This is a genomic window from Geodermatophilus maliterrae, assembly GCF_041018925.1.
In the GTDB taxonomy this organism is placed as follows: Bacteria; Actinomycetota; Actinomycetes; order Mycobacteriales; family Geodermatophilaceae; genus Geodermatophilus; species Geodermatophilus maliterrae.
This window is the reverse complement of sequence record NZ_JBFNXQ010000036.1, coordinates 21,094-46,733: the sequence shown is the minus strand read 5'-3', so window position 1 is coordinate 46,733 and position 25,640 is coordinate 21,094. Positions and strand designations below refer to the sequence as shown.

General features: G+C 75.7%; 29 protein-coding genes. 18 read left to right on the top strand and 11 right to left on the bottom strand.

Features of this window, described 5'->3' with window-relative positions; translation table 11 throughout:
- The first annotated feature begins 89 nt into the window (after positions 1–89).
- Together ABQ292_RS13010 and ABQ292_RS13005 are read left to right on the top strand one after the other, a co-directional pair.
- Positions 90–686 (top strand): adenine phosphoribosyltransferase, encoded by a 597-nt coding sequence (locus tag ABQ292_RS13010; protein WP_369206964.1) that lies wholly within the window; start codon positions 90–92, stop codon positions 684–686.
- 91 nt (positions 687–777) lie between these two features.
- On the top strand, positions 778–3,204 hold the full coding sequence (locus ABQ292_RS13005) for a RelA/SpoT family protein (RefSeq protein ID WP_369206963.1): 2,427 nt from the start codon (positions 778–780) through the stop codon (positions 3,202–3,204).
- Here ABQ292_RS13005 and ABQ292_RS13000 read toward each other — a convergent pair.
- Genes ABQ292_RS13000 through ABQ292_RS12970 form a run of 7 tightly spaced genes read right to left on the bottom strand, consistent with a single transcriptional unit; the run spans position 3,201 to position 6,124 of the window.
- Positions 3,201–3,851, bottom strand: coding sequence for an alkaline shock response membrane anchor protein AmaP (locus ABQ292_RS13000; protein ID WP_369206961.1), 651 nt, complete (start codon positions 3,849–3,851; stop codon positions 3,201–3,203). The genes ABQ292_RS13005 and ABQ292_RS13000 overlap by 4 nt on opposite strands.
- Positions 3,848–4,384: a DUF6286 domain-containing protein gene (locus ABQ292_RS12995; RefSeq protein WP_369206959.1), complete on the bottom strand. Its 537-nt coding sequence runs from the start codon at positions 4,382–4,384 to the stop codon at positions 3,848–3,850. Before ABQ292_RS12995 ends, ABQ292_RS13000 begins: the two co-directional genes overlap by 4 nt.
- A gap of 1 nt (position 4,385) precedes the next feature.
- Positions 4,386–4,829 (bottom strand): Asp23/Gls24 family envelope stress response protein, encoded by a 444-nt coding sequence (locus ABQ292_RS12990; protein WP_369206957.1) that lies wholly within the window; start codon positions 4,827–4,829, stop codon positions 4,386–4,388.
- Positions 4,826–5,008 carry a hypothetical protein gene (locus ABQ292_RS12985; protein ID WP_369206955.1) on the bottom strand — a complete coding sequence of 61 codons (183 nt, stop codon included), beginning with the start codon at positions 5,006–5,008 and terminating at the stop codon, positions 4,826–4,828. The genes ABQ292_RS12990 and ABQ292_RS12985 overlap by 4 nt, the downstream gene beginning before the upstream one ends.
- 23 nt (positions 5,009–5,031) lie before the next feature.
- On the bottom strand, positions 5,032–5,313 hold the full coding sequence (locus tag ABQ292_RS12980; RefSeq protein WP_369206953.1) for a hypothetical protein: 282 nt from the start codon (positions 5,311–5,313) through the stop codon (positions 5,032–5,034).
- Entirely contained in the window at positions 5,310–5,642 is a 333-nt protein-coding gene (locus tag ABQ292_RS12975) for a hypothetical protein (protein WP_369206951.1), read from the bottom strand. The genes ABQ292_RS12980 and ABQ292_RS12975 overlap by 4 nt, the downstream gene beginning before the upstream one ends.
- Complete coding sequence (locus ABQ292_RS12970; RefSeq protein ID WP_369206949.1) at positions 5,639–6,124, bottom strand: Asp23/Gls24 family envelope stress response protein; 486 nt, start codon at positions 6,122–6,124, stop codon at positions 5,639–5,641. The genes ABQ292_RS12975 and ABQ292_RS12970 overlap by 4 nt, the downstream gene beginning before the upstream one ends.
- A gap of 162 nt (positions 6,125–6,286) precedes the next feature.
- Here ABQ292_RS12970 and ABQ292_RS12965 point away from each other — a divergent pair, with 162 nt between their 5' ends.
- Both ABQ292_RS12965 and ABQ292_RS12960 read left to right on the top strand, forming a co-directional pair.
- Positions 6,287–6,925 carry an RNA polymerase sigma factor gene (locus tag ABQ292_RS12965; RefSeq protein WP_369206966.1) on the top strand — a complete coding sequence of 213 codons (639 nt, stop codon included), beginning with the start codon at positions 6,287–6,289 and terminating at the stop codon, positions 6,923–6,925.
- Positions 6,916–7,425, top strand: a complete 510-nt coding sequence (locus tag ABQ292_RS12960; protein ID WP_369206946.1) for an Asp23/Gls24 family envelope stress response protein — start codon at positions 6,916–6,918, stop codon at positions 7,423–7,425. Before ABQ292_RS12965 ends, ABQ292_RS12960 begins: the two co-directional genes overlap by 10 nt.
- Positions 7,426–7,431: 6 nt before the next feature.
- Here ABQ292_RS12960 and ABQ292_RS12955 read toward each other — a convergent pair whose 3' ends face one another.
- The 3 genes from ABQ292_RS12955 to ABQ292_RS12945 are packed head-to-tail and all read right to left on the bottom strand — an operon-like array spanning position 7,432 to position 9,637.
- Positions 7,432–8,076: a class I SAM-dependent methyltransferase gene (locus ABQ292_RS12955; RefSeq protein WP_369206944.1), complete on the bottom strand. Its 645-nt coding sequence runs from the start codon at positions 8,074–8,076 to the stop codon at positions 7,432–7,434.
- Positions 8,073–8,792 carry a peptidylprolyl isomerase gene (locus ABQ292_RS12950; RefSeq protein WP_369206942.1) on the bottom strand — a complete coding sequence of 240 codons (720 nt, stop codon included), beginning with the start codon at positions 8,790–8,792 and terminating at the stop codon, positions 8,073–8,075. Before ABQ292_RS12950 ends, ABQ292_RS12955 begins: the two co-directional genes overlap by 4 nt.
- Positions 8,789–9,637, bottom strand: coding sequence for a peptidylprolyl isomerase (locus ABQ292_RS12945; protein ID WP_369206940.1), 849 nt, complete (start codon positions 9,635–9,637; stop codon positions 8,789–8,791). The genes ABQ292_RS12950 and ABQ292_RS12945 overlap by 4 nt, the downstream gene beginning before the upstream one ends.
- A gap of 168 nt (positions 9,638–9,805) precedes the next feature.
- Here ABQ292_RS12945 and ABQ292_RS12940 point away from each other — a divergent pair, with 168 nt between their 5' ends.
- The 6 genes from ABQ292_RS12940 to ABQ292_RS12915 all read left to right on the top strand — a co-directional run bounded on the left by ABQ292_RS12940 (position 9,806) and on the right by ABQ292_RS12915 (position 15,614).
- Positions 9,806–10,492, top strand: coding sequence for an MBL fold metallo-hydrolase (locus tag ABQ292_RS12940; protein WP_369206937.1), 687 nt, complete (start codon positions 9,806–9,808; stop codon positions 10,490–10,492).
- On the top strand, positions 10,489–11,751 hold the full coding sequence (hisS, locus tag ABQ292_RS12935; RefSeq protein ID WP_369206935.1) for a histidine--tRNA ligase: 1,263 nt from the start codon (positions 10,489–10,491) through the stop codon (positions 11,749–11,751). The genes ABQ292_RS12940 and hisS overlap by 4 nt, the downstream gene beginning before the upstream one ends.
- Positions 11,751–12,731, top strand: coding sequence for an aldo/keto reductase (locus tag ABQ292_RS12930; RefSeq protein ID WP_369206933.1), 981 nt, complete (start codon positions 11,751–11,753; stop codon positions 12,729–12,731). Before hisS ends, ABQ292_RS12930 begins: the two co-directional genes overlap by 1 nt.
- Positions 12,732–12,773: 42 nt before the next feature.
- Positions 12,774–14,549, top strand: a complete 1,776-nt coding sequence (gene aspS, locus ABQ292_RS12925) for an aspartate--tRNA ligase (RefSeq protein WP_369206931.1) — start codon at positions 12,774–12,776, stop codon at positions 14,547–14,549.
- A 180-nt stretch (positions 14,550–14,729) separates the two neighbouring features.
- Positions 14,730–14,888, top strand: a complete 159-nt coding sequence (locus tag ABQ292_RS12920; protein ID WP_369206929.1) for a hypothetical protein — start codon at positions 14,730–14,732, stop codon at positions 14,886–14,888.
- A 6-nt stretch (positions 14,889–14,894) separates the two neighbouring features.
- Positions 14,895–15,614 (top strand): type IV toxin-antitoxin system AbiEi family antitoxin, encoded by a 720-nt coding sequence (locus ABQ292_RS12915; RefSeq protein ID WP_499803322.1) that lies wholly within the window; start codon positions 14,895–14,897, stop codon positions 15,612–15,614.
- Between the two features lie 72 nt (positions 15,615–15,686).
- Here ABQ292_RS12915 and ABQ292_RS12910 read toward each other — a convergent pair whose 3' ends face one another.
- Positions 15,687–16,544 (bottom strand): aldo/keto reductase, encoded by an 858-nt coding sequence (locus ABQ292_RS12910; protein ID WP_369206925.1) that lies wholly within the window; start codon positions 16,542–16,544, stop codon positions 15,687–15,689.
- Between the two features lie 36 nt (positions 16,545–16,580).
- On the opposite strand from ABQ292_RS12910, the gene ABQ292_RS12905 reads away from it, so the two are divergent.
- The 8 genes from ABQ292_RS12905 (at position 16,581) to ABQ292_RS12870 (ending at position 25,567) form a co-directional block, all read left to right on the top strand.
- Complete coding sequence (locus ABQ292_RS12905; protein ID WP_369206923.1) at positions 16,581–17,915, top strand: replication-associated recombination protein A; 1,335 nt, start codon at positions 16,581–16,583, stop codon at positions 17,913–17,915.
- 91 nt (positions 17,916–18,006) lie between these two features.
- Positions 18,007–18,432 (top strand): DUF948 domain-containing protein, encoded by a 426-nt coding sequence (locus ABQ292_RS12900; protein WP_369206921.1) that lies wholly within the window; start codon positions 18,007–18,009, stop codon positions 18,430–18,432.
- Positions 18,432–18,761 carry a hypothetical protein gene (locus tag ABQ292_RS12895; RefSeq protein WP_369206919.1) on the top strand — a complete coding sequence of 110 codons (330 nt, stop codon included), beginning with the start codon at positions 18,432–18,434 and terminating at the stop codon, positions 18,759–18,761. Before ABQ292_RS12900 ends, ABQ292_RS12895 begins: the two co-directional genes overlap by 1 nt.
- Positions 18,762–18,821: 60 nt before the next feature.
- Positions 18,822–21,524, top strand: coding sequence for an alanine--tRNA ligase (alaS, locus tag ABQ292_RS12890; RefSeq protein ID WP_369206917.1), 2,703 nt, complete (start codon positions 18,822–18,824; stop codon positions 21,522–21,524).
- 5 nt (positions 21,525–21,529) lie between these two features.
- Positions 21,530–22,189: a Holliday junction resolvase RuvX gene (gene ruvX, locus ABQ292_RS12885; protein ID WP_369206915.1), complete on the top strand. Its 660-nt coding sequence runs from the start codon at positions 21,530–21,532 to the stop codon at positions 22,187–22,189.
- Between the two features lie 76 nt (positions 22,190–22,265).
- Positions 22,266–24,062, top strand: coding sequence for an endolytic transglycosylase MltG (mltG, locus tag ABQ292_RS12880; RefSeq protein WP_369206913.1), 1,797 nt, complete (start codon positions 22,266–22,268; stop codon positions 24,060–24,062).
- A 7-nt stretch (positions 24,063–24,069) separates the two neighbouring features.
- Positions 24,070–24,891 carry a shikimate dehydrogenase gene (locus ABQ292_RS12875; RefSeq protein WP_369206911.1) on the top strand — a complete coding sequence of 274 codons (822 nt, stop codon included), beginning with the start codon at positions 24,070–24,072 and terminating at the stop codon, positions 24,889–24,891.
- A 10-nt stretch (positions 24,892–24,901) separates the two neighbouring features.
- Positions 24,902–25,567, top strand: a complete 666-nt coding sequence (locus ABQ292_RS12870) for a prepilin peptidase (RefSeq protein ID WP_369206909.1) — start codon at positions 24,902–24,904, stop codon at positions 25,565–25,567.
- The last annotated feature ends 73 nt before the right edge of the window (positions 25,568–25,640 follow it).

The window sequence follows — 25,640 nt, the reverse complement described above, 5'->3', positions numbered from 1 at the left end:
ACCAGCGTCGGCGACGACAAGGACCGCCGGCCGATCTACCTCGCCGAGTGCGGCGGCCGCTCCGGGAGCACCAGCAGCAAGAAGCGCCGGTGAGCGCTGCCGAGGCGCTGCAGCCGCTCGACGGGCTGATCGCCAGCCTCGCCGTCGACATCCCGGACTTCCCGGTCCCCGGGGTGGTCTTCCGGGACCTGACGCCGGTCTTCGCCGACGGCCCGGCGTTCCGCCGCATGGTGGAGGGCCTGGCCGGACCGCAGACGGCCGACCCCCGGGCGGCCGCGGTCGCGCACACCGACGAGGGCGGCCCGCGCGACCCCGGGTTCGACGTCGTCGTCGGGGTCGAGGCCCGCGGCTTCCTGCTGGCCGCGGCGGTCGCCCTGCACGCCGGCGTCGGGGTCGTCCCGGTGCGCAAGGCCGGCAAGCTCCCGCGCGAGCGGGTGAGCGCCGACTACGCGCTGGAGTACGGCACGGCCACCGTCGAGATGCACACCGACTCCCTGTGGCGCGGTCAGCGGGTGCTGCTCGTCGACGACGTCCTCGCCACCGGGGGCACGCTCGGTGCCGCCATCGCCCTGATCGAGGAGCTGGGTGCGGTGGTGACGGCGGTGTCGGTGGTCATCGAGCTGGCCGAGCTCGGCGGGCGCCAGCAGATCGCACCGCACGCCGTGCACGCCCTCTGGACCACCTGAGGGGGAGGTCTCCTGCCCGGTCCGGCCTGCACGGGCCCGGTCGCGGCTAGCATGATGGGAGTAGTTCCTCCTCACCAGCGCAGGAGTCGCCGTGGCCCCCGACGCGCCCGCCACCGACGTGGCTGCCGCGCGGCCGGAGGAGCCGCCCGGCGAGCAGCCGGACCAGCGCGCGCCGCTCCCGAGCCGGCCCGTGGTCCGCCGTCCCGAGGACGTCGGCAGCGAGCCCCCGGACGAGAGCGGGGCCCCGCGCCCCCGCCGGGTCCGTGACCGGCTGGCCCGGCGGATCGTCGCCGGGCAGCGCAGCGGGGTCGTCCGCCCGGTGCTCGAGCCGCTGGCCGCCCTGCACCGGCAGAGCCACCCCAAGGCCGACCTGGTGCTGCTGCAGCGCGCCTACGACGTCGCCGAGGCCGCGCACGCCACGCAGAAGCGCAAGAGCGGCGACCCCTACATCACCCACCCGCTGGCCGTGGCCACCGTCCTGGCCGGGTTGGGGATGGACACCACCACGCTGGTCGCCGCCCTGCTGCACGACACGGTCGAGGACACCGGCAAGACGCTGGAGGCCATCAGCGCCGACTTCGGCCCCGAGGTCGCGCACCTCGTCGACGGCGTCACCAAGATCGACAGGGTGAAGCTGGGCGACGCCGCCCAGGCCGAGACGATCCGCAAGATGATCGTCGCGATGGCCCGCGACCCGCGGGTGCTGGTCATCAAGCTCGCCGACCGGCTGCACAACATGCGCACGCTGCGCTTCCTCCCGCCGGACAAGCAGGAGAAGAAGGCGCGCGAGACGCTGGAGATCCTCGCCCCGCTGGCCCACCGCCTGGGCATGAACACGATCAAGTGGGAGCTCGAGGACCTCGCCTTCGCCACGCTCTACCCCAAGCGGTACGACGAGATCGTCCGCCTGGTCGCCGAGCGCGCCCCCTCGCGGGACACCTACCTGGCCGAGGTCACCGCCTCGGTCACCGAGCAGCTCAAGGCCGCCGGCATCGAGGCGGTCGTCACCGGCCGGCCCAAGCACTACTACTCGATCTACCAGAAGATGATCGTCCGCGGCCGGGACTTCACCGACATCTGGGACCTCGTCGGCATCCGCATCCTGGTCGACACCGTCCGCGACTGCTACGCGGCGCTGGGCATCATGCACGCGCACTGGCAGCCGGTGCCGGGACGGTTCAAGGACTTCGTCGCGATGCCGAAGTTCAACATGTACCAGTCGTTGCACACGACGGTGATCGGCCCGCAGGGCAAGCCCGTCGAGCTGCAGATCCGCACGCACGACATGCACCGCACCGCCGAGTACGGCATCGCCGCGCACTGGAAGTACAAGGAGAAGGCGCGCGCCGGCGGGCGCCCCGGGCCCGGCGAACTGGGTGCGGCGAAGGTCGGCTCGCCCGACGACATGCTCTGGCTGCGCCAGCTGCTGGACTGGCAGCGCGAGGCCCAGGAGCCCGGCGAGTTCCTCGAGACCCTGCGCTACGACCTCGGTCCGCAGGAGGTCTTCGTCTTCACGCCCAAGGGCGACGTGATCAGCCTGCCCGGCGAGTCGACGCCGGTCGACTTCGCCTACGCGGTGCACACCGAGGTGGGGCACCGCTGCATCGGCGCCCGGGTCAACGGCACCCTGGTCAGCCTCGACAGCCGGCTGTCCAACGGCGACGTCGTCGAGATCTTCACCTCGCGGTCGCCGACGGCCGGCCCGTCGAAGGACTGGCTGGGCTTCGTCGGCTCGTCGCGGGCGCGCACGAAGATCCGGCAGTGGTTCACCAAGGAGCGCCGCGACGACGCGGTGGAGGCCGGCAAGGAGGCCCTGACCCGGGCCATGCGCAAGTCCGGCCTGCCGCTGCAGCGGCTGCTCGGCGGCGACGCCCTGGTCACGCTGGCCAAGGACCTCCGGTACGCCGACGTCACCGCGCTGTACGCCGCGGTGGGGGAGAACCAGATCTCCGCGGCGTCGGTGGTCGAGAAGCTGATCACCGCGCTGGGCGGTGCCGAGGGCGCGGCGGAGGACATCGCCGAGACGGCGATCCCCACCCGGGCGCCGGCGCACCGGCGCCCGGCCAGCGGCGACCCGGGCATCGTCGTCCACGGGATGAGCGACGTCTGGGCCAAGCTCGCCAAGTGCTGCACCCCGGTGCCCGGCGACGACGTCCTGGGCTTCGTCACCCGCGGCGGCGGCGTGAGCGTGCACCGCACCGACTGCACCAACGCCGGTGACCTGCAGCGCAAGCCCGAGCGGCTGGTGGAGGTCGAGTGGGCCAGCCAGCCCGGCTCGGTGTTCCTCGTGTCGATCCAGGTCGAGGCGCTCGACCGGCACCGGCTGCTCTCCGACGTCACCAAGGCGCTGGCCGACGAGCGGGTCAACATCCTCTCGGCGTCGGTGCAGACCAGCCGCGACCGGGTGGCGGTCAGCCGGTTCACCTTCGAGCTGGCCGACCCGGCCCACCTCGGCGCGGTGCTGCAGACGGTGCGCAACGTCGAGGGCGTCTTCGACGTCGAGCGCGTCACCGCCTAGCGGACGTCGCGGCGGCCGCCGCGGGGGAGCACCAGCTCGATGCGGGCCGGCAGGTCGGGACGGCCCACTGCCTGCCGCGCGTGCGCGAGGGCGCTGTCGACGATGCGGGTGTGCAGCTCGCCGGCGCCGACCCGGCCGTCGAGGGTGACGGTGAGGCTGAGCAGCGGTGCGGTCGAGGCACCCGACAGTCCGGCACGGGCACGGGTGACGCCGCGGTAGCCCTCCACCTCGTCCTCCACCGCACCGGTCAGCGCGGCGGCGTCGAGGTCGGTGTGCCCGCGCCGCGCGTCGCGGGCCAGCGGCAGCTCGGCCACCCGGTCCGACCGCCCCTGGGCCAGCAGCCACCACAGGCACAGCAGGGCGAGCAGGCCGCCGGCCACGGCGACCGCGGCCCAGAACCAGGGGCTGGCGTCGACGAAGCGGGTCACCGGCTCGTCGATCACCGGCCGGTCGGAGAAGCGGGAGCCGAACAGCCCGAAGGCCGCGGCGAGCGCGGCGGCCCCCGCAGCGGTCATCAGCAGCCCGACCAGCGCCAGGACGACGCGGTTGGCGCGGACGACGCCGCGGGCGCGGGTCCGGGGCAGCAGCGCGGCCGGGCCGGCGGGCGCCGGGGACGACGGGGCCGGGCGGTCCTCGGTGGTGGTCATCGGGCCTCCTGTCGGGTGCGGACGCGCAGCCTCGGCGCGGCGCGCAGGTGCAGCGACTCGAGCGCGGCGGTGGCGTTGTCCTGCGCCTCGCGGCCGATGCGGGCCACCTCGGCGGGGTCGCGGACGGGCACGTGCACCGACAGCCGGGCGCGGCGGGCGCGGGCCCTCGCCTCGGCGCGCTCGACCCCGGGGGTGGCCGTGGCCGCCCTCTCGAGCACGCGGGCCAGGCTCCGGGTGGACAGCGTCGTGGTCACCGCGGGGTCGGAGCTGACGAGGACCAGCTCGGTGCGGCGGCGGCGCTTGAGCTCGGCGAGCAGCAGGGCCAGGCCGAGCACCAGCAGTCCGACGGCGATCGCGATGACGATCCCGGCCGACCACGGGTTCTCGCGCAGCCACCCGGCCACCGGGCCGTGGGGGAGGACGACGGCCGGCCGCTCGAGGGCGGCGACCACCACCTCGACGACGACGAGCACGCCGAATAGCGACCCGGCGACGGCCAGCAGGACGGCGAGGACGCGGTCGAACGTGCGCACGTCAGTCCACCCGCCGATCGCCGGAGCGGGGACCGGGCAGCGCCGTGACGCGGATGTCGACGCCGGCCGTCTGGACGCCGGCCAGCGTGGCCAGCTGCTCCTCGACGTGCCGGCGCACCTGCTCGGTCACCTCCAGCACCGGCGCCGGCCAGGCGACGGACATGACGACGGAGACCGTGGCGACCGGCCAGTCGACGTGGGCGTCGACCGTCGGCCGCTCGTCGGCCGAGCCGAGGGAGAGGCCCAGCACGCGGCGGGGCGCGCCGGTGGCGCGGTCGACCTCCGCGGCGGCCTGCGCGGCGATCCGCTCGACCACCCGGTCGGCGACGTGCAGGCGGCCGCGGGTGCCGGGGTCGGCGGCCGCGGAGGGGGTGGCCACGGAGGGGGTGCGCGCGGAGAGGACGGGCGCGGCGGAGGGAGGCGCGGCGGAGGCGGGTGCGGTCACCGCCGGCCACCGCTGCCGGTCAGGTACGAGGACAGGTCGATCCGGCCCTCGACGACCTGGCCGACGAGGAACCCGACGGCGCCGAGGACGGCGACCAGCAGGAAGGCGTCGAAGCCGCCGAAGGCGCCGGCGAGACCGAGGACGAGACCGACCAGCAGGCCGGTGAGGCTGGGGCGCATGGGGAGCTCCTGAGGAGGACGGTTCAGTGGAGGGTGCGGGCGGGGCGGCGGGGCCCGAGCAGGCGGCGCAGCCAGGCGCGCGGCCCGCGGCTGCGGACGACCGTGACCCGCGGCCGGGGGACGGTGGCGCCCGGCGGGCCGGCGTCCGGAGGGCGCCCGGCCCGGAGGGCGGCGAGCCCGGCGGCGAACACCGCCGGGTCGCCGCCGACGTCGGGGTGGTGCGTGCGGATCCAGGCCCGGGTCGCCCGGCGGCGCTCGCGCGCCGCCGCGTCGTCGGGGCCGGTCCCGCCGGACGGCGTCGTCACGGGGTGCCGTCCGCGAGGGGGTCGAGCACGTCCTCGACCGCGACGTCGACCGGCGAGCCGGGTGCCAGCGGCGCGACCGCCGTCCGGACCTGGTCGGCGACCTCGTGCACCGGCACGCCGGCGTGGGCGACGACGTGCACCGCCACCCGCGCCGGGCCGCCCGGGGCGGGCCGGACGGCGACGCCGGCCACCCGCCGGCCCGGCAGGTAGCTGCCCGCCCCGTCGCGGCCGGCGGTCAGCCGGGCCACGGCGGGACAGGCGGTCACCGCGGCGGCCACCCGGTCGACGTCGACGCCGTCGACGAGGGCGGGAGCGGCCGGGGACGTCACGCGACGCGGCTGGGCTGCGGCTGCTGCTCGGTGTCGTCGTCGGTGGGCAGGTGCACGTCGTTGACGCTGATGTTCACCTCGACGACCTCGAGACCGGTCATCCGCTCCAGGCTGCTGATGACGTTGCGGCGGATGCCCGACGCCAGGTCGGCGATCGGGACGCCGTACTCGGCGACGATGTCGATGTCGACGGCGGCCTGGGTCTCGCCGACCTCGACCGAGACGCCCTGGGAGACGTTGGGGCCACCGGAGCCGGGGATGCGCTCACGGATGGCACCGAAGGCGCGGGCGACGCCGCCACCGAGCCGGTACACGCCGTTGACCTCACGGGTGGCCATGCCGGCGATCTTCGACACCACCGTGTCGGCGATCGTGGTCCTGCCCTGCGTGGTGGTGAGCTGGGTGCCGCTGGTGGTCCCGGCGTTCTGCTTGGTGGCCACGGCGGTGCTGGTGCTGGTGGACGTGGCGGTCGGGGAGCTCATGGGTTTCCTCCTCGGGTCCCGCTGTGCGGGATCGGATGACGTGTCACTGGGTAGGACACGTCCGTTCCCGGTTCGTCATGGGATCTCCCCGGATCGGGACCGTGACCCACCTCACCCGCTCGCGCCGGTACCGCGAGTGACGGACCGTGCCCGGGGTGTCCGATCCCGGCGCCGGGGTGCCCACCGGCCGGGGCGCTGGGACAGTGGCCCGGTGCACGAGGTGGAGGGCTGACCGCGGCGGGAGCGGGGGACCGCTCGGACGACGAGGTCCCCGACGCCGCTCTCGCGGCCCGGGCACGCGCCGGCGACGAGCGGGCGTTCGAGGTCCTGGTGCGGCGTTACCAGGCCCCGCTCTACCGGCTCGCGGTGCGGCTGCTCGACGACCGGCAGGAGGCCGAGGACGTGGTGCAGGACGTGTTCGTGACCGCGTGGCGGCGGCTGCCGGCTCTGCGCGACGACGCCGCCGTCGGGGGCTGGCTGTACCGCGCCACGACCAACCGCTGCCTCAACCGCCTCCGGGACCGCCGCACGGTGCCCGACGCGGAGCTGGAACGGCTGCCCGACCCGCGCCCCGGCGAGCAGCCCGAGCGGGTGGTCGAGGCCGCCGCGGGCGTGCACGCGCTCGCTGCCGCGCTGCGGCGGCTGACGCCCGAGCAGCGCGCCGTCTGGGTGCTGCGGGAGCTGCACGAGCGGTCCTACGACGAGATCGCCGGGACGCTGGGCACCACCTCCGCGGCCGTGCGCGGACGACTGGCGCGGGCCCGTGCTGATCTGGCGGAGGCGATGGCCCCGTGGCGCTGACCCCGGACGGCGCGGCCCCCGGCGCTGCGGTCCCCGACGGCGCGGCCCCCGGCGCCGAGCCGCCGGTCCCGCCCGTCCCCGACCTGCTCGCCACCGCCACCGAGGCCGCCCGCCGCGAGGACGCCACCCTGCCGCCGCCGCCCGCCCTGCTGCGCCGGGTGATGGACGCCGTCCGTGCCGAGCCGCGGCGCCCGGGGCTCGCGCTGGTGCTCTCCGACGTCCCGGGAGCCCGGGTCGAGGTGGCCGAGGCGGCCGCGGTCCGGGTGCTGCGGGCCGCCGTCGACGGGCTCGGCGACGTCCGTGCCGGCGCCTGCCGGGTCGCCGTCGACGGGACGGCGGAGCAGCGGGTGCTGCGGGTGACCCTCACCGTGACCGCCCGCGCCGGGCTGCCGCTGCCGGAGCTGGCCGAGCGGGTGCGGGCCCGCGTGGCCGCGGCGGGGGAGGAGGCGTTCGGCCTGCCGGTGGCCGCCGTCGACGTCACCGTCGCGGACGTGACCTGAGCCGGCTCAGCGGGCGGTGGCCACCACGGCGTAGAGCGGGTCGCCGACGCCGGGCTCGGTGCGCAGCTCGACCACCGGCTCGCTGAACCGGCCGGTGCGGCGGACCAGCTCCGCGACGATGGTGCCGTGCTGGGCGTCGTCGGTGAGCAGCCAGCCGCGGACGGCCTTGGTGGGGAAGCAGCGGTTGGAGAAGGTGATCGCCAGCGTGCCGCCCGGCCGCAGCACCCGCCCGACCTCGGTGAGCACCTCGATCGGCCGCGTCAGGTAGTCGATCGACACGCAGCAGACGGCCGCGTCGACGTCGTCGTCGGGCAGCGGCAGCCGCGGGTCGGCGTTGAGGTCGTGCACGACGCGCTCGGTGGCGGCGGGGTTGGCGGCCAGCTCGTCGGCGTTCATGCCGAGGACCACGAGCTCGGCCGGCGGCGTCCGGAAGTGCGAGACCCAGGAGGACATCAGGTCGAGCACCCGGCGCGGTGCGCGCGCCGACCCGTCGATGCCCAGCTCGGCGTACAGGTCGCCGACGGCGGCGACCGCGGCGTCGTCGATGTGCGTGACCAGCCGCGGCGGGCCGTAGAAGTCGGCGTCGGGCCGCTCGTCGTCACGGGTGAAGAAGCCGGCCGGGAACCCGGCGTAGGGGTCGGGGGCGCTCATCGGACCGGCGTCATCGCGGTGATCGTGACCGGGACGGTCGGTGCGCCGCCGCCGGGGCTGGGGTCGAGCGAGCCGTCGTTGCCGTTGGCCGCGACGACGTCCAGGACGGCCAGGCCGGCGTCGTCGACCGTGCCGACGACGGTGTAGTCCGGCGGCAGCGTGCTGTCGCCCCAGACGAGGAAGAACTGGCTGCCGTCGAGGCCCTGCCCGCTGTTGGCCATGGCGACGGTGCCGCGCCCGTAGGTCTCCGAGCCGTCGACGTCGGTGGGGAAGGCGTAGGTGGGCCCGCCGGCGCCGGTGCCCGTCGGGTCGCCGCACTGCAGGACCTGCAGGCCCTCGCTGTCGACCTCGCGGTGGCAGGGGGAGTCGTCGAAGAACCCCTCCTCGGCCAGGTGCAGCATGCTCGCCGCCGCGCAGGGGGCGCCGGCCCGGTCGAGGGTCAGCGTGAGCTCGCCGAGCGTGGTGACCACCCGCAGCGCCGCGGTGCCCTCCGCGGGGACCTCCTCGGGCGGCGGGGCGACGTCCACGGCGTAGGGGTTGCCCGACCGGGCGGCCACCCAGTCGCAGGTCGCCGTCTCCGCCGGCCCGCCGCTGCCGGCAGCACCGTCGCCGGCGGCGTCCCCCTCGGAGGCCGCCGGGCCGGCCCCGGTGCTGCTGCACGCGGCCAGCGACAGCAGCACCCCGGCCAGCGCGGCGGCCGACGCCCGGCGGGTCACGCGACGACGGTCATCGTGGTGATGGTCACCGGCACGTTCGGCGCGCCGCCGCCGGGGCTCGGCTCGAAGGAGCCGTCGTTGCCCGCCGCGGCGATGGTGTCGAGCACCGCCAGCCCGGCCTCGTCCACCGTGCCGACGACGGTGTAGTCCGGCGGCAGCTGCGAGTCGGTGAAGACGAGGAAGAACTGGCTGGCGGTCGAGCCGGGCACACCGCTGTTCGCCATGGCGATCGTGCCGCGGGGGTAGGTGGTCTCGGGCGTGACCTCCTCCGCGTACGTGTAGGAGGGGCCGCCGGAGCCGGTGCCGGTCGGGTCGCCGCACTGCAGCACGCCGAAGGTCTCGGCGTTGACCTCGCGGTGGCAGATCGTCCCGTCGAAGAACTCCTGCGAGGCCAGGTACGTGAAGCTGGCCGCGGCGCACGGCGCCTTCGCGCGGTCGAGGGTGAGCGGGATGTCGCCCTGGCTGGTGCTCATCAGCACCGGGACGGTGCCCGTGGCCGGCGTCGAGGCGGGGTCGGGCGGCGTGCCGACGTCGACGAGGTCGGTGTTCCCCGAGGTGTCGGGCGCGTAGGTGCAGGTGACCGTGCCGTCGGCGTTGGTCACCGCCGGGGCCGCGGTGGCCTCGGGAGCCGCGCTGCTGCTGGTGGCGGCCTCGGTGGCGCTGGGGTCGTCGTCGCCCCCGAGGCCGGCGACCAGGGCCACCGCCCCGGCCACGAGCACGACGGCGACGACGGTCACCACGACGAGCAGGTTGCGGCGGCGCCTGCGGGCCAGCTCGGCACGCCGCTCGAGCTGCTTCTGCAGGCGGCGCTGCGCGGCAACCCGGCGCTGCTTGTTGGTCGGCACGGGTCGGACACTCCTCGGACGGACGACTACTCGGCGGGGCGTCCGGCCGCGGCGGCTCCCGGCCGCGCCGCGGTGCCCCGCTGGTCGGCCGCGAGTCTAGGTGCGCTCCCTGAGCGCACCCGGCCGCCGGACCGGAGGGGGGCGAGATCACCCGCGTAACCTGCACGGGTGCTCATCCGCTCGTTCCCGGCCGGCGCCTTCGGCACCAACTGCTACGCCGTCGCCTCCGGGCCACGCTCGGAGTGCGTCGTGGTCGACCCCGGCATGGACGCGGTGGAGCCGCTGGCGCGGATGCTGGCCGACGACGGCCTCAAGCCCGTCGCCGTCGTGCTGACGCACGGCCACCTCGACCACACCTTCTCCGTCCTGCCGGTGTGCGACGGCTACGACGTCCCTGCGTACCTGCACCCGGACGACTTCGGGATGCTCGCCGACCCCGCGCGCTGGCACGGCCCGGCGCTGGCCCCGCTGATCACCGGCGTGCGGCTGCCCGACCCGTCGGAGGTGCGCCCGCTCGACGACGGCGCCGTCCTCTCGCTGGCCGGCGTGGAGCTGACCGTGCGGCACGCGCCGGGTCACACGCAGGGCTCGGTCGTGTTCTCCCTCGACCTCGGGGAGGCGCCGGGGCTGCTGGCCGGTGACGTGCTGTTCGCGGGCTCGGTGGGACGCGTGGACCTGCCCGGCGGCTCGTGGGACGCGATGCTGGCCTCGCTGCGCGACGTCGTCCTGCCGCTGGACGACGAGACGGTCGTGCTGCCCGGCCACGGCCCGGCGACGACGATCGGCCGCGAGCGGGCGACCAACCCCTACCTCGCCGAGGCCGGCGCGGCCGCGCCGAAGGGGCGCGGGCTGTGAGTGGCCTGACCGCGCCGAAGGGGACCTTCGACGTCCTGCCCCCGGAGTCGGCGCGCTTCCTCGCCGTCCGCGACACGCTGACCGCGCCGCTGCGGCGGGCCGGGTACGGCTACGTCGAGACGCCGGTGTTCGAGGAGACCGCCGTCTTCAGCCGCGGGGTGGGGGAGTCCACCGACGTCGTGACGAAGGAGATGTACACCTTCGCCGACCGCGGCGGCCGCTCGCTGACGCTGCGCCCGGAGCTCACCGCCGGGCTGATGCGGGCGTTCATCGAGCACCGGCTGCACACCGGCGCGCTGCCGGTGAAGCTGTGGACGGTCGGCTCGGCGTTCCGCTACGAGCGGCCGCAGGCCGGCCGGTACCGGCACTTCACCCAGGTGGACATGGAGGCCCTCGGCGTCGACGACCCGGCGCTGGACGCCGAGGTCGTGGCGCTGTGCGTGCAGGGCTACCGCGACCTCGGGCTGACCGACGTCGAGCTGCTGCTCACCTCGCTGGGCGACGCGACCTGCCGGCCGCAGTACCGCGAGCTGCTGGTCGAGTACCTGGAGGAGCTCGACCTCGACGAGGAGACCCGGCGCCGCGCGGAGATCAACCCGCTGCGGGTGCTCGACGACAAGCGGCCCGAGGTGCAGGCGCAGCTCGACGAGGCGCCGCTGATGGTCGACCACCTCTCGGACTCGACCAGGGCGCACTACGACGCCGTCCGCCAGCACCTCACCGACCTCGGCGTCCCCTGGACCGAGGCGCCCCGGCTGGTGCGGGGGCTGGACTACTACACGAAGACGACGTTCGAGGTCGTGCACCACGGTCTGGGCGCGCAGTCGGCCATCGGCGGTGGTGGCCGCTACGACGGGCTCTCGGCCGCGCTCGGCGGTCCCGACGTCTCGGGCATCGGGTACGCCGTCGGCGTCGACCGGACGCTGCTGGCGGTGCAGGCCGAGGGGCTCGACGTCACGGCCGCGGCCGGGGTGCAGGCGTTCGTCGTCCCGCTGGGCGCCGAGGCGAAGCGGCTGGCGGTGACGCTCGTGGGGCGGCTGCGCGCGGCCGGGATCTCGGCCGACACCGTCTACGGCGACCGCGGCCTCAAGGGCGCCATGAAGGCCGCCGACCGGTCGGGTGCCACGCACGCCGTCGTCGTCGGCGATCGTGACCTGGCCGAGGGCGTCGGCCAGCTCAAGGACCTCCGCACCGGGGAGCAGCGCGCCGTCCCGGTGGACGGGTTGTTCGAGGCGCTGCGGACGGCGGTGACGGGTTGATGGAGCACAGGCCCCTGGGGCGGACCGGCGCGGAGGTCTCCGTCGTCGGCCTGGGCACGTGGCAGCTGGGCGGCGACTGGGGGGACGTCGACGAGGAGACCGCCGGCGAGGTGCTCGCCGCCGCGCTCGACTCCGGGGTGACGCTGCTCGACACCGCCGACGTCTACGGCGACGGGCGGTCGGAGGAGCGGATCCGCAAGGCGCTGGCCGACCGGGGCGAGCGGCCGTTCGTGGCGACCAAGGCCGGCCGGCGCGCCGACCCCTTCGAGGCGGCGCAGTACACGCCGGAGAACCTGCGTGCCTGGGTCGACCGGTCGCGGCGCAACCTCGGCGTCGACACCCTCGACCTCGTGCAGCTGCACTGCCCGCCCCCCGCCGTCTACTCCGACCGGCGGGTCTACGACGCCCTCGACGCCCTGGTCGAGGCGCAGGCGATCGCGGCCTACGGCGTGTCGGTGGAGACCGTGGCCGAGGGGCTGACCGCGCTGGAGCACCCGGGCGTGCAGACCGTCCAGGTGATCCTCAACGTGTTCCGCCGCAAGCCGCTGGAGGAGCTGCTGCCCGAGGCCGCCGCGGCCGGCGTCGGGGTGCTGGCGCGCGTGCCGCTGGCCAGCGGCCTGCTGTCGGGTCGGTACACCGAGTCGACGACGTTCGCCGCCGACGACCACCGGAACTTCAACCGCAACGGCGAGGCGTTCGACGTCGGCGAGACCTTCGCCGGCGTGCCCTACGACGTCGGCGTGGCCGCGGCACGGGAGTTCGTCGACATCTGCGGCGACCGCACGCCCAGCGCCGTCGCGCTGAGGTGGGTCGTCCAGCAGCCCGGCGTCACCTGCGTCATCCCCGGCGCCCGCTCGGTCGAGCAGGCCCGCGGCAACGCCGCGGCCGCCGACCTGCCGCCGCTGACCGACGCCGAGCTCGCCGACCTCGAGCGGCTCTACGACGAGCGCATCCGCGCGCACGTCCACGACCGCTGGTGACGAGCCTCCTGGCCCACCCCACCGCCCACTGAGAGGTACCCCGTGCTCCGCACCCACGACGCCGGGACGCTGCGCGCGTCCGACGCCGGTTCCACCGTCTCCCTCGCCGGCTGGGTGGCCCGCCGGCGCGACCACGGCGGCGTCGTCTTCGTCGACCTGCGCGACGCCTCGGGTTACGTCCAGGTGGTCGTCCGGGAGGAGGAGGCGCACGCCCTCCGCAACGAGTTCTGCGTGCAGGTCACCGGCGAGGTCCGGCAGCGGCCGGCCGGCAACGAGAACCCCGAGCTGCCCACCGGCGACGTCGAGGTCGCGGCCGCGCAGCTGACCGTGCTGTCGGCCGCCGCGCCGCTGCCGTTCCCGATCGAGACCGACGCCGCCGCCTCAGACGACGTCCGCTACCGGTACCGCTACCTCGACCTGCGGCGGCAGGGCCCGGCCCGGGTGTTGCGGCTGCGCAGCGAGGTCAACCGGGTGGCCCGCGGCGTCATGGCGCGGCACGGCTTCGTCGAGGTGGAGACGCCGACGCTGACCCGCTCGACGCCCGAGGGGGCCCGCGACTTCGTCGTCCCGGTGCGGCTGCAGCCGGGGAAGTGGTACGCGCTGCCGCAGTCGCCGCAGCTGTTCAAGCAGCTGCTGATGGTCAGCGGCCTGGAGCGCTACTACCAGATCGCCCGCTGCTTCCGGGACGAGGACTTCCGCGCCGACCGGCAGCCGGAGTTCACCCAGCTCGACTTCGAGATGAGCTTCGTCGAGCGCGACGACGTGCTCGCCATCGCCGAGGACGTCGTCCGCACGCTCTGGCGGGAGCTGGCCTCCTACGAGGTGCCCGAGATCCCGCGGATGACCTACCGCGAGGCGATGGACCGGTTCGGGTCGGACAAGCCCGACCTGCGGTTCGGCATCGAGCTCACCGAGCTGACCTCCTACTTCGCCGACACGCCGTTCCGCGTGTTCCAGGCGCCCTACGTCGGCGCGGTGGTCATGCCCGGCGGCGGGTCGCAGCCGCGGCGGGCGTTCGACGCCTGGCAGGACTGGGCCCGTTCCCGCGGCTCGCGCGGGCTGGCCTACGTGACGATCGCCGAGGACGGCACCCTCGGCGGCCCGGTGGCCAAGAACATCTCCGAGGCCGAGCGGTCCGGGCTGGTCGAGGCCGTGGGCGCGGAGCCGGGGGACTGCGTCTTCTTCGCCGCGGGCACCCGCCGGACCTCCCAGGAGCTGCTCGGCGCGGCGCGCAACGAGATCGCCCGGCGCCTGGAGCTCATCGAGCCGGGCTCGTGGTCGTTCCTGTTCGTCGTCGACTTCCCGATGTTCGAGCAGACCGAGGACGGCGACTGGACCTTCATGCACCACCCGTTCACCTCGCCCACGCCGGAGTGGCGGGAGCGCTTCCCCGAGGACAAGGGCGCGGCGCTGTCGGACGCCTACGACCTGGTGTGCAACGGCAACGAGCTGATGAGCGGCTCGGTCCGCATCCACGACGCCGCACTGCAGGAGCGGGTGTTCGAGACCCTCGGGATGTCGCGCGAGGAGGCCCGGGAGCGGTTCGGGTTCTTCCTCGAGGCATTCGCCTACGGCCCGCCGCCGCACGCCGGTGCCGCCCTGGGCTGGGACCGGCTGACCGCGCTGCTGGCCGGGGTCGACTCGATCCGCGAGGTCATCTCGTTCCCCAAGACCGGCGCCGGCTACGACCCGCTGACCGGAGCGCCGACGCCGATCACCGAGGCGCAGCGCAAGGAGGCCGGCATCGACGTGGTGGCCGACGAGCCGCCGCTGCCGGGTGAGCCCGGCGCCCCGGGTCCCACCGACCCGACCGGCTGAGGTCATTGCTGCCGACGAGTTGATCATCGGGACATCGCCGCTGACACGCGCCGACATGCCGGCGTGAGCGGCAACGACCCGATGATCAACGGCTGAGGCGGGTGGTCCACAGGTGCGGGCGCCGTCCACAGTCGCGCGTCGTCCGTCCCCGGGTGCTCCGTTCCTCCGCAGGGTCGTTGCGTGGACGACGCCGAACTCCCGCTGGTCTACACGTGGACGCAGGCCCGGGGCGCCGGAGCGCGCCGCCGGCAGGTCGCTGCCGACGGGCACCGGCTGACGCGGGGCCTGTACCTCTCCCGGGCCGCGGACGACGGGCTGGCCACCCGCTGCAGTGCCTGAACCCGCCTGCTGCCACCGGACGCGGCCTTCGGCCTCGGCACCGCATCGGCCCTGCTCGGGGCGGGGACTGACCCTCCACCTGAGGTCGAGGTCGTCCTGCGGCCCCGGCCGGTGCTCCCGCAGCGACGCGGGCTCGCGGTGCACGTCCGCGACCTGCGCGCGGAGGACGTGGTCGAGGCCGGTGGCCTGCGGGTCACCTCCGGTGCCCAGACCTTCCTCGACCTCGCCGCCCGTCTCCCGCCGGCCGAGCTCGTGGCGACGGGGGACGCTCTCCTCCGCGCGGGCGCCCTGGACGCGGCCTCCCTGCAGCGGCGCCTCGCCCGCGCCGGCCGGGTCCGCGGTGTGGTCAGCGCCCGGACGTGCGCGGCCCTCCTCTCGCCCGATGCGATGTCCCGGCCGGAGAGCCTGCTGCGGTACTGGCTCACGACGAGCGACCTGCCCGCGCCCGAGGTACAGGTACCCATCGTCGATCCACGGGGCCGGGTCGTCGCGCACGCCGACCTCGGCTACGCGCGGTTCCGGGTGGCCGTCGAGTACGAGGGTCGTCACCACGCCGACGTCCTCCAGTTCGGCCGCGACGTCGACCGGTACTCGCTCATGGCCGCGGATGGGTGGCTGGTGCTGCGGTTCGCCGGACGGCACCTGACGGGTCCGGCCGCCGTGGTCGGGCGCACGCGGCGGGCGCTGCTCAGCCGGGGATGGCGGCCGGGGAGTCGATCATCGTGACGTTGCCGCCGACACCCGCCGACACGCCGCGGCGAGCGGCCACGAGCCCATGATCACCGGGCAGGCGCCGCCTCAGCCGTCCAGGCGGGCGAGCTGCTCGGGGGTCAGCTGCAGGTCCGCGGCGGCGGCGGAGTCCTGGATCGACGCCGGCCGCGACGCCCCCGGGATCGGGACGACGACGTCGGCCTGCGCCAGGTGCCAGGCCAGGGTCACCCGGTACACCGACACGCCGAGCTCGGCGGCCACCTCCGCGAAGGCCGGCGCGGTCGACCGCAGCGACCCCGCCGCGCTCACCCCGCCGAACGGGCTCCACGGCAGGAACGCCAGCCCGTGCGCCGCGCAGTGCGCCACCTCGTCGGCCGAGAACCGCCAGCCCGGCGAGAACTGGTTCTGCACGCTCACCAGCGCCGGGCCGACGACGGAGCGGGCGACGTCGATCTGCGCGACGTCGGCGTTGGAGACGCCGACCATCTGCACCAGGCCGTCGGCGGCGAGCTGCCGCAGCGCGCCCATCGAGTCCTCCCACGGCGTGTCGGGGTCGGGCCGGTGGAGCTGGTAGAGCCCGATCGAGTCGACGCCGAGCCGCCGCAGCGAGGCCTCGCACGCCTGCCGCAGGTAGGACGGCGAGCCGTCGAGCAGCCAGTCGCTGCCGCGCCGCGTGTGCCCGCCCTTGGTGGCCACCAGCACGTCGCGCGCGCCCGGGCCGTAGGAGGCCAGCGCCTCGGCCACCAGCGACTCGTTGTGCCCGAACTCCGCCTCGTCGTGGGCGTAGGCGTCGGCGGTGTCGACCAGCGTCACGCCGGCGTCGAGAGCGGCGTGCACGGTGGCGATCGCGTCCTCGCGGGAGGGGCGGTCGGTCTTGCTGGAGAGGGGCATCGCGCCCAGGCCGATGGCGCTGACGGTCACGCCCCCGATGCGTCGCTGCTGCACGGGAGGTGTCGTGCCCCGCGGGTAGCGTCGACAAGCGTGAGCAGCCTGTTCGACGAGCCGGTGGAGGACGGCGGCGGGACCGTCGACCCGGGCGCGCCGCTGGCGGTGCGCATGCGGCCACGCTCGCTCGACGAGGTGGTCGGCCAGTCGCACCTGCTCGGTCCCCGTGCTCCGCTGCGCCGGCTGGTCGAGGCCGACGAGCCGATGTCGCTGGTCCTCCACGGCCCGCCCGGCACCGGCAAGACGACGCTCGCGCACGTCATCTCGCTGGCCACCAAGCGGCAGTTCGTGCAGCTGTCGGCCCTCGACGCCGGCGTCAAGGAGGTCCGCGCGGTCATCGCGAGCGCCAAGCGCGAGCTCACCTACGCCGGCCGGCGCACGGTGCTGTTCATCGACGAGGTGCACCGGTTCTCCAAGACCCAGCAGGACTCGCTGCTGTCGGCCGTCGAGGACCGCATCGTCAGCCTGATCGCCGCCACCACCGAGAACCCCTTCTTCTCCGTGGTCAGCCCGCTGCTGTCCCGCAGCCTGGTGCTGACCCTGCAGCCGCTGTCCGACGACGACGTCCGCACGCTGCTGCGCCGCGCGCTGACCAGCGAGCGCGGCCTGGACGGCGCGGTGACCCTCACCGCGGAGGCCGAGGAGCACCTGGTCCGCATCGCCGGCGGCGACGGGCGCAAGTCGCTCACCGCGCTGGAGTCCGGCGCCGGGGCGGCGCTGGCGGCCGGGCAGACCGAGATCGACCTCGCCACCCTGGAGACGGCGGTCGCCCAGGCCGCGGTGCGCTACGACCGGCAGGGCGACCAGCACTACGACGTCGCCAGCGCGCTGATCAAGTCCATCCGCGGCAGTGACGTCGACGCCGCCCTGCACTACCTGGCGCGCATGGTCGAGGCGGGGGAGGACCCGCGGTTCATCGCCCGCCGGCTGGTCATCGCCGCCAGCGAGGACATCGGCATGGCCGACCCCACGGCGCTGCTCACCGCGGTCGCCGCTGCCGACGCCGTCGCCTTCATCGGCATGCCGGAGGGCCACTTCCCGCTGGCGCAGGCCGTCGTCCACCTGGCCACCGCGCCCAAGTCCAACGCCGTCACCACGGCCATGGGCGAGTCCGTCGCCGACGTGCGCTCCGGGCTGGCCGGGCCGGTGCCCCCGGGGCTGCGCGACGCCCACTACGCCGGGGCGGAGAAGCTCGGCCACGGCGGCACCTACGTGTACCCGCACGCCCACCCCGACGGCGTAGTGCCGCAGCAGTACCCGCCGGACGCCCTGGTCGGGCGGGACTACTACCGGCCCACGAACCGCGGCGCCGAGGCGACGATCGCGGCGCGGCTGGCCAAGCTGCGCGCCATCGTCCGCCGCTCCCGGTGACCGATCGGCCCGCGACTACTGTGACCACGCCGGGGATGGCCGACCACCCCGGCCAGCGACGAGCAAGCCGACGAGCAAGAGGAGACGCCGCGTGTCCGCAGGAGAGTGGGCCGGACTGATCGCCGCCCTGGCGCTGGTGCTGCTGGTGGTGCTGCTCGCCGTCCCGTTGCTCAAGCTGGGACGCACCCTCGACGAGGCCACGCTGACGATCCGGCAGACGCGGGAGCAGAGCGGCCCGATCCTCAGCCAGGCGCAGACGACGGTGGCGCACGTCAACAGCAACCTCGAGCGGGTCGACGACATCACCGGCAACGCGGCCAACGTGTCGAGCAACGTCGCGGCGCTGACCAGCGTCGTCGCCGCCACCGTCGGCAGCCCGCTGATCAAGGTCGCCGCCTTCAGCTACGGCGTGCGCAGCGCGACGAAGAAGCGGCGCGAGGGCCAGGCGCTCGCCGAGGCCGCCGCCCGCGACAAGTCCGCGCGTCGTGAGCGCCGCGCCGCCCGGCGGGCCGCCTGATGCGCCGGCTGTTCTGGCTGGCCATGGGCATCACCATCGGTGCCCTCGTCGTCCGCAAGCTGTCCCGCGCCGCCGAGCGGATGACGCCCGCCGGCATCGGCGCCTCGATCGCCGAGGGGCTGCGCGACCTCGCCGACGCCATCGGCGACTTCGGTGCCGACGTGCGCGCCGCGGCGGCGATGCGCGAGGAGGAGCTGCGCAGCGGCACCGGCCTCGACGCGCCGCTGCCCGAGCGCGACCAGGTCCAGCTGCCGGGACGACAGCTGCGCGGACAGCAGTTGCCCGGACGACAGCTGCCCGGACGCGGGGCCCACGCCGCCGACCGCTGACCTCCGGCGGCGGCGCTTCCCGCGGACCGCCGCCACCTCTCGCAGGAGACCCGAGCACAGATGCAGACCGCCGAGATCCGCCGCCGCTTCCTGCAGCACTTCGAGCAGCGCGGCCACACCGTCGTCCCCAGCGCCTCGCTGGTGTCGCCGGACCCCTCGCTGCTGTTCACCGTCGCCGGCATGGTGCCGTTCATCCCGTACCTGACCGGCCGCGAGCCCGCCCCGTTCCCGCGGGCGACCAGCGTGCAGAAGTGCGTGCGCACCCTCGACATCGAGGAGGTGGGCAAGACCACCCGCCACGGCACGTTCTTCCAGATGAACGGCAACTTCTCCTTCGGCGACTACTTCAAGGACGGCGCGATCCAGCACGCGTGGGAGCTGGTCACCGGGCCGGTGGCCGAGGGCGGTCTCGGCTTCGACCCGGACCGCATCTGGGTGACCGTCTACCTCGACGACGACGAGGCCGCCGACGCCTGGCACCGCATCGCGGGGCTGCCGGTCGAACGCATCCAGCGGCTGGGCAAGAAGGACAACTACTGGCACACCGGGGCCGACGGCCCGGGCGGCCCGTGCTCGGAGATCTACTACGACCGGGGTCCGGAGTTCGGCCCCGACGGCGGCCCGCTGGTCGACACCGCCGGCGACCGGTTCCTCGAGATCTGGAACCTCGTCTTCATGCAGTACGAGCTCACCGACGTCCGGAGCAAGGAGGACTTCCGGGTCGTCGGCGAGCTGCCGAAGAAGAACATCGACACCGGCATGGGCCTCGAGCGCGTGGCCTACCTGCTGCAGGGCGTCGACAACATGTACGAGATCGACGAGGTGGCGCCGGTGCTGCGCCGCGGTGCCGAGCTCGCCGGCGTCACCTACGGCAAGGACCACGAGGCCGACGTCCGGCTGCGGGTGGTCGCCGACCACGTCCGCAGCGGCCTGATGCTCATCGGCGACGGCGTCACGCCCGGCAACGAGGGCCGCGGCTACATCCTGCGCCGGCTGCTGCGCCGCGCCGTCCGGTCGATGAAGCTGCTCGGCGTCGACACCGCCACCCTGCCCGAGCTGCTGCCGGTCTCGCGCGACGCGATGAGCGCCAGCTACCCGGAGCTGGCCACCGACTTCGACCGCATCTCCTCGGTGGCCTACGCCGAGGAGGAGGCGTTCCGCCGCACGCTGTCCTCCGGGACGGCGCTGTTCGACACCGCCGTCCGCGAGGCCAAGGCCGCCGGCACCCCGGCGCTGTCGGGCGAGCAGGCCTTCTCCCTCCACGACACCTACGGCTTCCCGATCGACGTCACCCTCGAGATGGCCGCCGAGCAGGGCGTGACCGTCGACGAGGCCGGCTTCCGCGCGCTCATGCAGCAGCAGCGCGACCGCGCCCGCGCCGACGCCCGCGCCAAGCGGACCGGCTCGGTCGACGTCCTGGCCTACCGCCGGCTGCTGGCCGAGCACGGGCCCACCGACTGGCGGGCCTACGACACCCTGCGCACCGACTCCCGCGTGCTCGGCCTCGTTCCCGATCTGGCTGCGGCCGAGCTCGACGGGGACGACGGCGGTCCCGCCGAGGCCGGCGCAGGGGAGATCGTGCGCGTGGTGCTCGACCGGACGCCGTTCTACGCCGAGTCCGGCGGCCAGGTCGCCGACGCCGGCGTGCTGACCTGGGACGGCGGCCGCGCCGAGGTGCTCGACGTGCAGCGCCCGGTCAAGGGCCTGGTCGTGCACCAGGTGCGGGTCCTGGAGGGGGCGCTCGGCCAGGGCGCGGAGCTCACCGCCGAGGTCGACCGCGAGTGGCGGCTGTCGGCCTGCCAGGCGCACTCGGGCACGCACGTGGTGCACGCCGCGCTGCGCCAGGTGCTCGGCCCGCAGGCGCTGCAGTCGGGCTCCTACAACCGGCCCGGCTACCTGCGGCTGGACTTCGCCTGGCAGGGCGCCCTCAGCACGCAGCAGCGCTCCGACATCGAGGACGTCGCCAACGCCGCGGTGCGCGCCGACCACCGGGTGAGCGCCTCCTACATGACGCTGCCCGAGGCCCAGGCCATCGGCGCGCTGGCGCTGTTCGGCGAGACCTACGGCGAGCAGGTGCGCGTCGTCGAGATCGGCGGCCCCTGGTCGCGCGAGCTCTGCGGTGGCACGCACGTGGCCGGCAGCGCGCAGATCGGCACGCTGGCGCTGACCGGGGAGTCCTCGGTCGGCTCGGGCTCGCGCCGCGTGGAGGCGGTCGTCGGGCTGGAGGGGTTCCGCTACCTCGCCCGCGAGCGCGACCTGGTCCGCCAGCTCGGCGAGCTGCTCAAGTCGCCGACCGACGGCCTGCTCGACCGGGTGGGCGGCATCCTGTCCCGGCTGCGCGAGGTCGACCGGGAGATCGCCGAGCTGCGCGCCGCGCAGAGCCAGGCCGCGGCCGGTCAGCTGGCCGCGCAGGCGCGCGACGTCGGCGGGGTCGCCGTCGTCGCGGCGTCGCCGTCCGGGCTGGCGGGGGGCGACCTGCGCACCCTCGCGCTCGATGTGCGGGGACGGCTGGGCGACCGTCCGGGTGTTGTCTTGCTCGCCTCGGAGTCCGGGGGCAAGGTGGCTCTCGTCGCGGCGCTCAACCCCGCCGCCCAGGAGCGCGGCCTGTCGGCGAACGACGTGCTGCGCGCCGCGACCGCCCCGGTCGGTGGCCGCGGCGGTGGCAAGGCCGACGTCGCCCAGGGCGGCGGGACGGACCCGGGCGGCATCCCCGCCGCCCTCCAGGCCGGTGAACAGGCGGTCGCGACCGCCGCAGGGAGGTGACCGGAGTGCCCGAGCAGCGCCCCGACGAGACCGGCGACATGGGCGAGCGGCGCGTGCAGGGCCGCCCCGCGGTGCCCCCGTCGCGCCCGCGGCGGACCCCGCCGCAGCAGCCGGTGCACCACCCCACCGAGGCGATCGACCTGCGCGGGGCCTTCCCGCCGGTCCGCCACGAGACGACCGAGATCGACCTGTCGCAGGGGCTGCCCGCCGGGCTGCCGCTGCCGCCGCGGCGCACCCGCCAGGGCCGCCGGCTGGGGCTGGACGTCGGCACGGTGCGGGTCGGCGTGGCGCTGTCGGACCCGACCGGCACGCTGGCCAGCCCGCTGGAGACCGTGGAGCGCGCCCGCGACGGCGCCGACCTCGAGCGGATCGCGGCGCTCGTGGTGGAACACGAGGTGACAGAGGTGATCGTGGGGGAGCCGAGGCACCTCTCGGGTGCGTCGGGCGCCTCGGCGCGCGAGGCCCGTGCCTACTCTCGGGCACTCGCCGGGCGCATCGGCACCGTGCCCGTGCACCTCGTCGACGAGAGGCTCTCCACCGTGACCGCAGCCAGTTCCCTGCGGGCGAACGGGCTCGACAGCCGTGCCCAGCGCCCCGTCATCGACCAGGCCGCTGCGGTGGTCATCCTGCAGGCCTATCTCGACGCCCAGCGGGGGCGCTCGTGACCGGGCTCGCGAGGGCACGGACGGGCGGGGCAGCGGGACCGTTCACGGGTCCGCCGAGCGCCGGCGAGGTGGGCCCGTGAGCGCTCCGGTGCCGCCGTCCGCGCGGGGGCGGCACGCGGGGCCGGACACCCTCGGTGGCACCGGCCGGCTGTGGGCCACCGCGGACCGCGGCCGGCCGACCGACGTCCCCCCGGCCTCCCGCCTCCCGGTCGGCCCCGTCCCCACCCACCCCGGCGGCTCCGGTCGGGGCGCGGGCCTGCTCGAGCGGGGGCTGCCGGTCCTCAGCGGCCGGCACTCCACCTCCGGCGACGACGACCGCACCGGCCCGCTGCCCGGCGGCAGCCAGCCCACCCCGCCCGGAGCCGGGCTGCCGCCCCGCCCGGCGAGCGCGTGGTCCCGGCTGCAGCGCCGCGACGCCGCGCCGGCCGACGCCGCGGAGACCCGCCACATCGAGGCCGTCGACGCGCCCACCGAGGCGCACCCGGCCCTCGACCCGCACGACCACCCCGCGGCCGCCCGCCCCGACGCCGTCCACCCCGACGACGCGCACCCCGATGACGAGCACTGGGACGAGGACGCCACCGGCGGGCTCGAGGTCATCGGCTCCGGCCGGCGCGACGAGGGCCGCCGTCGCGGCCGCCGTGCCCGCCGCGCGGTGCCGGCCCCGGTCGAGCACGACCACCACCACGACGACGACGACGACGACCACCACCACGACGACGACGACGTCCACCACCACGACGACGACGTCCTCGGCGGCTATCACGACGACCACGACGACGACCACCACGACGGCTCCGGGCGTGGCACGCGGTCGGGACGCCGCCGGCGCAGCCCCCTGGCCAACCTGCTCGCGCTGGTCGTGCTCGCCGGCGTGATCGCCGGCGTCGTCTTCGGCGGACGGGCGCTGATCGGCCTGGTCAACCCCGCGGCCGAGGACTACGCCGGCGCGGGCACCGGCACCGTCGAGGTGCGCGTCGGGGGTGGCGACACCCTCAGCGACATCGCCCGCACGCTCGTCGACCAGGGCGTCATCGCCTCGGCCGACCCCTTCGTCGACGCCGCCGAGGCCGACCCCGACTCGATGGGCATCCAGCCCGGCGTCTACTCCCTGCGCGCGCAGATGAGCGGCCAGGCGGCGCTGGACCTCCTGCTCGACCCCGCCAGCCGGCTGGTCTCCCGGGTCACCGTCCCCGAGGGGTTCACCGTCGCGGCGACCCTGCAGCGCGTCGCCGAGGCCACCGGGCTGCCGATCGAGGAGGTGCAGGCGGCCGCCGCCGACACCGCCTCCCTGGGCCTGCCCGCCTACGCCAACGGCCGGCTGGAGGGCTTCCTCTTCCCGGCCACCTACGACGTCGAGCCCGACGACACCGCCACCGAGGTGCTGCGCGGCATGGTCGGCCGGTTCACCGAGGTCGCCACCGACCTTCAGCTCGAGCAGCGCGCCGCCGCGTCGGGCCGCTCGGCCTACGACGTGCTCGTCGTCGCCTCGATGATCCAGTCGGAGACCCGGCTCGACGAGGAGCGCGCCGACGTCGCGCAGGTGGTCTACAACCGGCTCACGCAGGGCATCCCGCTCGGCATCGACGCCACGCTGGCCTACGGCCTGCAGAAGAACGGCAACGAGCTCACCGTCACCGACCTGCAGACCGACAGCCCGTACAACACCCGCACGCGGGCCGGCCTGCCGCCGACGCCGGTCAGCTCGCCGGGCGAGGCCAGCCTGGAGGCGGCGCTGGCACCCACCGCGGGCGACCTCCTGTACTACGTGCTGGAGTCCGAGGACGGCCGGCACTTCTTCACCAGCGACTACGCGGAGTTCCAGGCCGCGCGGCAGCGGTGCGCCGACGCCGGCCTCGGGTGCGGTGGCTGACCGGCCGGTGACCGCCCCGGGGACCACCGGCCGGGCGGCCGTCCTCGGCCGCCCGGTCACCCACTCCCTGTCGCCGCTGCTGCACCGGGCGGCCTACGCCGCGCTCGGCCTGCCCGGCTGGACCTACGACGCGCTCGACCTCGGCCCCGAGGACCTGCCCGTCCTGCTGGCCGGCCTCGGCCCGGAGTGGCGCGGCTTCTCGGTGACCATGCCGTGCAAGCAGGCGGCGGTGGCGGCCGCCGACACCGTCGAGCCGCTGCCCCGGCTGCTCGGCGCGGCCAACACCCTCGTGCACACCGCCGAGGGCTGGCGGGCGGAGAACACCGACGTCCACGGCGTCGGCATGGCGCTGCAGACCGGCGGGGTCGAGCGGGTCGCGCACGCCGCGATCGTCGGCGCCGGGGGGACGGCGGCCGCCGCGGCGGTGGCCCTGGCCGAGCTCGGTGCCGAGCACGTCGACGTCCTGGTCCGGGCGCCCGACCGCGCCGCCGACGTCGTCCGGGTGCTCGGCGCGCTCGGTGTCGCCGCGGAGGTCCGGCGCCTCACCCCGGGCGCCGTCGACGCGCCCGTCGTCGTCAGCACGGTGCCGATCGGCGCCCACCCCGACCTCGGCGGCCTGGGCTGGCGGGCCGGGCAGACGCTGCTCGACGTCCTCTACGCCCCCTGGCCCACCCCGGTGGCCGAGCAGGCGGCGGCGGCCGGCACCTGCGTCATCAGCGGCCTCGAGGTGCTGTTCTGGCAGGCGACCGTCCAGGTCGAGCTCATGACCGGGCAGCCGGCGCCGATCGGCCCGATGCGCGCCGCCCTGGACGCCGCCCTCCCCGGGTGACCGCGCGCCGGTGACCCCCGTCGTCCCCCGCGAGGTGCTGCTCGCGGTCGCCGTGCTGGCCGCCGTCCTCGTCGGGCCACTGCTCGCCCGGGCCGCCGTCCGGCTGGCCGCCCGCGACGACGTCGCCCGGCCCACGGCCGCCCGGGTGCTGGTCAGCTGCGTCCTGCTGGCGGGCCTGCTGTGCGGTGCGGTCCTGGTCACCGGCGCCCGCCCGGCCGGCCTCGCGCTGGCCTGGGCGGCCGGCGCCGGCGTCGTCCTCGCGCAGGTCGACCTCGCCGTCCACCGGCTGCCCGACCGCGTCACCCTGCCGGCCGGCGCCGTGTGCGCGGCCGCGCTGCTCACCGACGCCGCGCTCCTGGGCACCTGGCCCGCGCTGCTGCGCGCCCTGCTCGCCGCGGGCGCGGCCGGGGGCATCGCGCTGCTGGCCGCGCTGGCCGCCCCGGCCGGGCTCGGTCTCGGCGACGTCAAGCTGCTCGCGCTGCTCGGGCTGGTGCTCGGCTGGGCCGGGTGGGGCGTGCTGCTGGCCGGCGTCTTCCTCGGCCTGCTGGCCGGCGCCCTCATCTCGCTGCTGCTGGTGGCCACCCGCCGCGCGGGCTGGCGCACCGCGCTGCCCTTCGGCCCGCCGCTGTTGCTCGGCGCGGTGCTCGCCCTGGCGGTGCAGGGACCCCTGACCTGAACGGGGCCGCGCCACGCGATCGTGTCGGCGCCGCCCCGGGAGGGCGCGAGCAGCCCGGCTGGCACAATCCCAG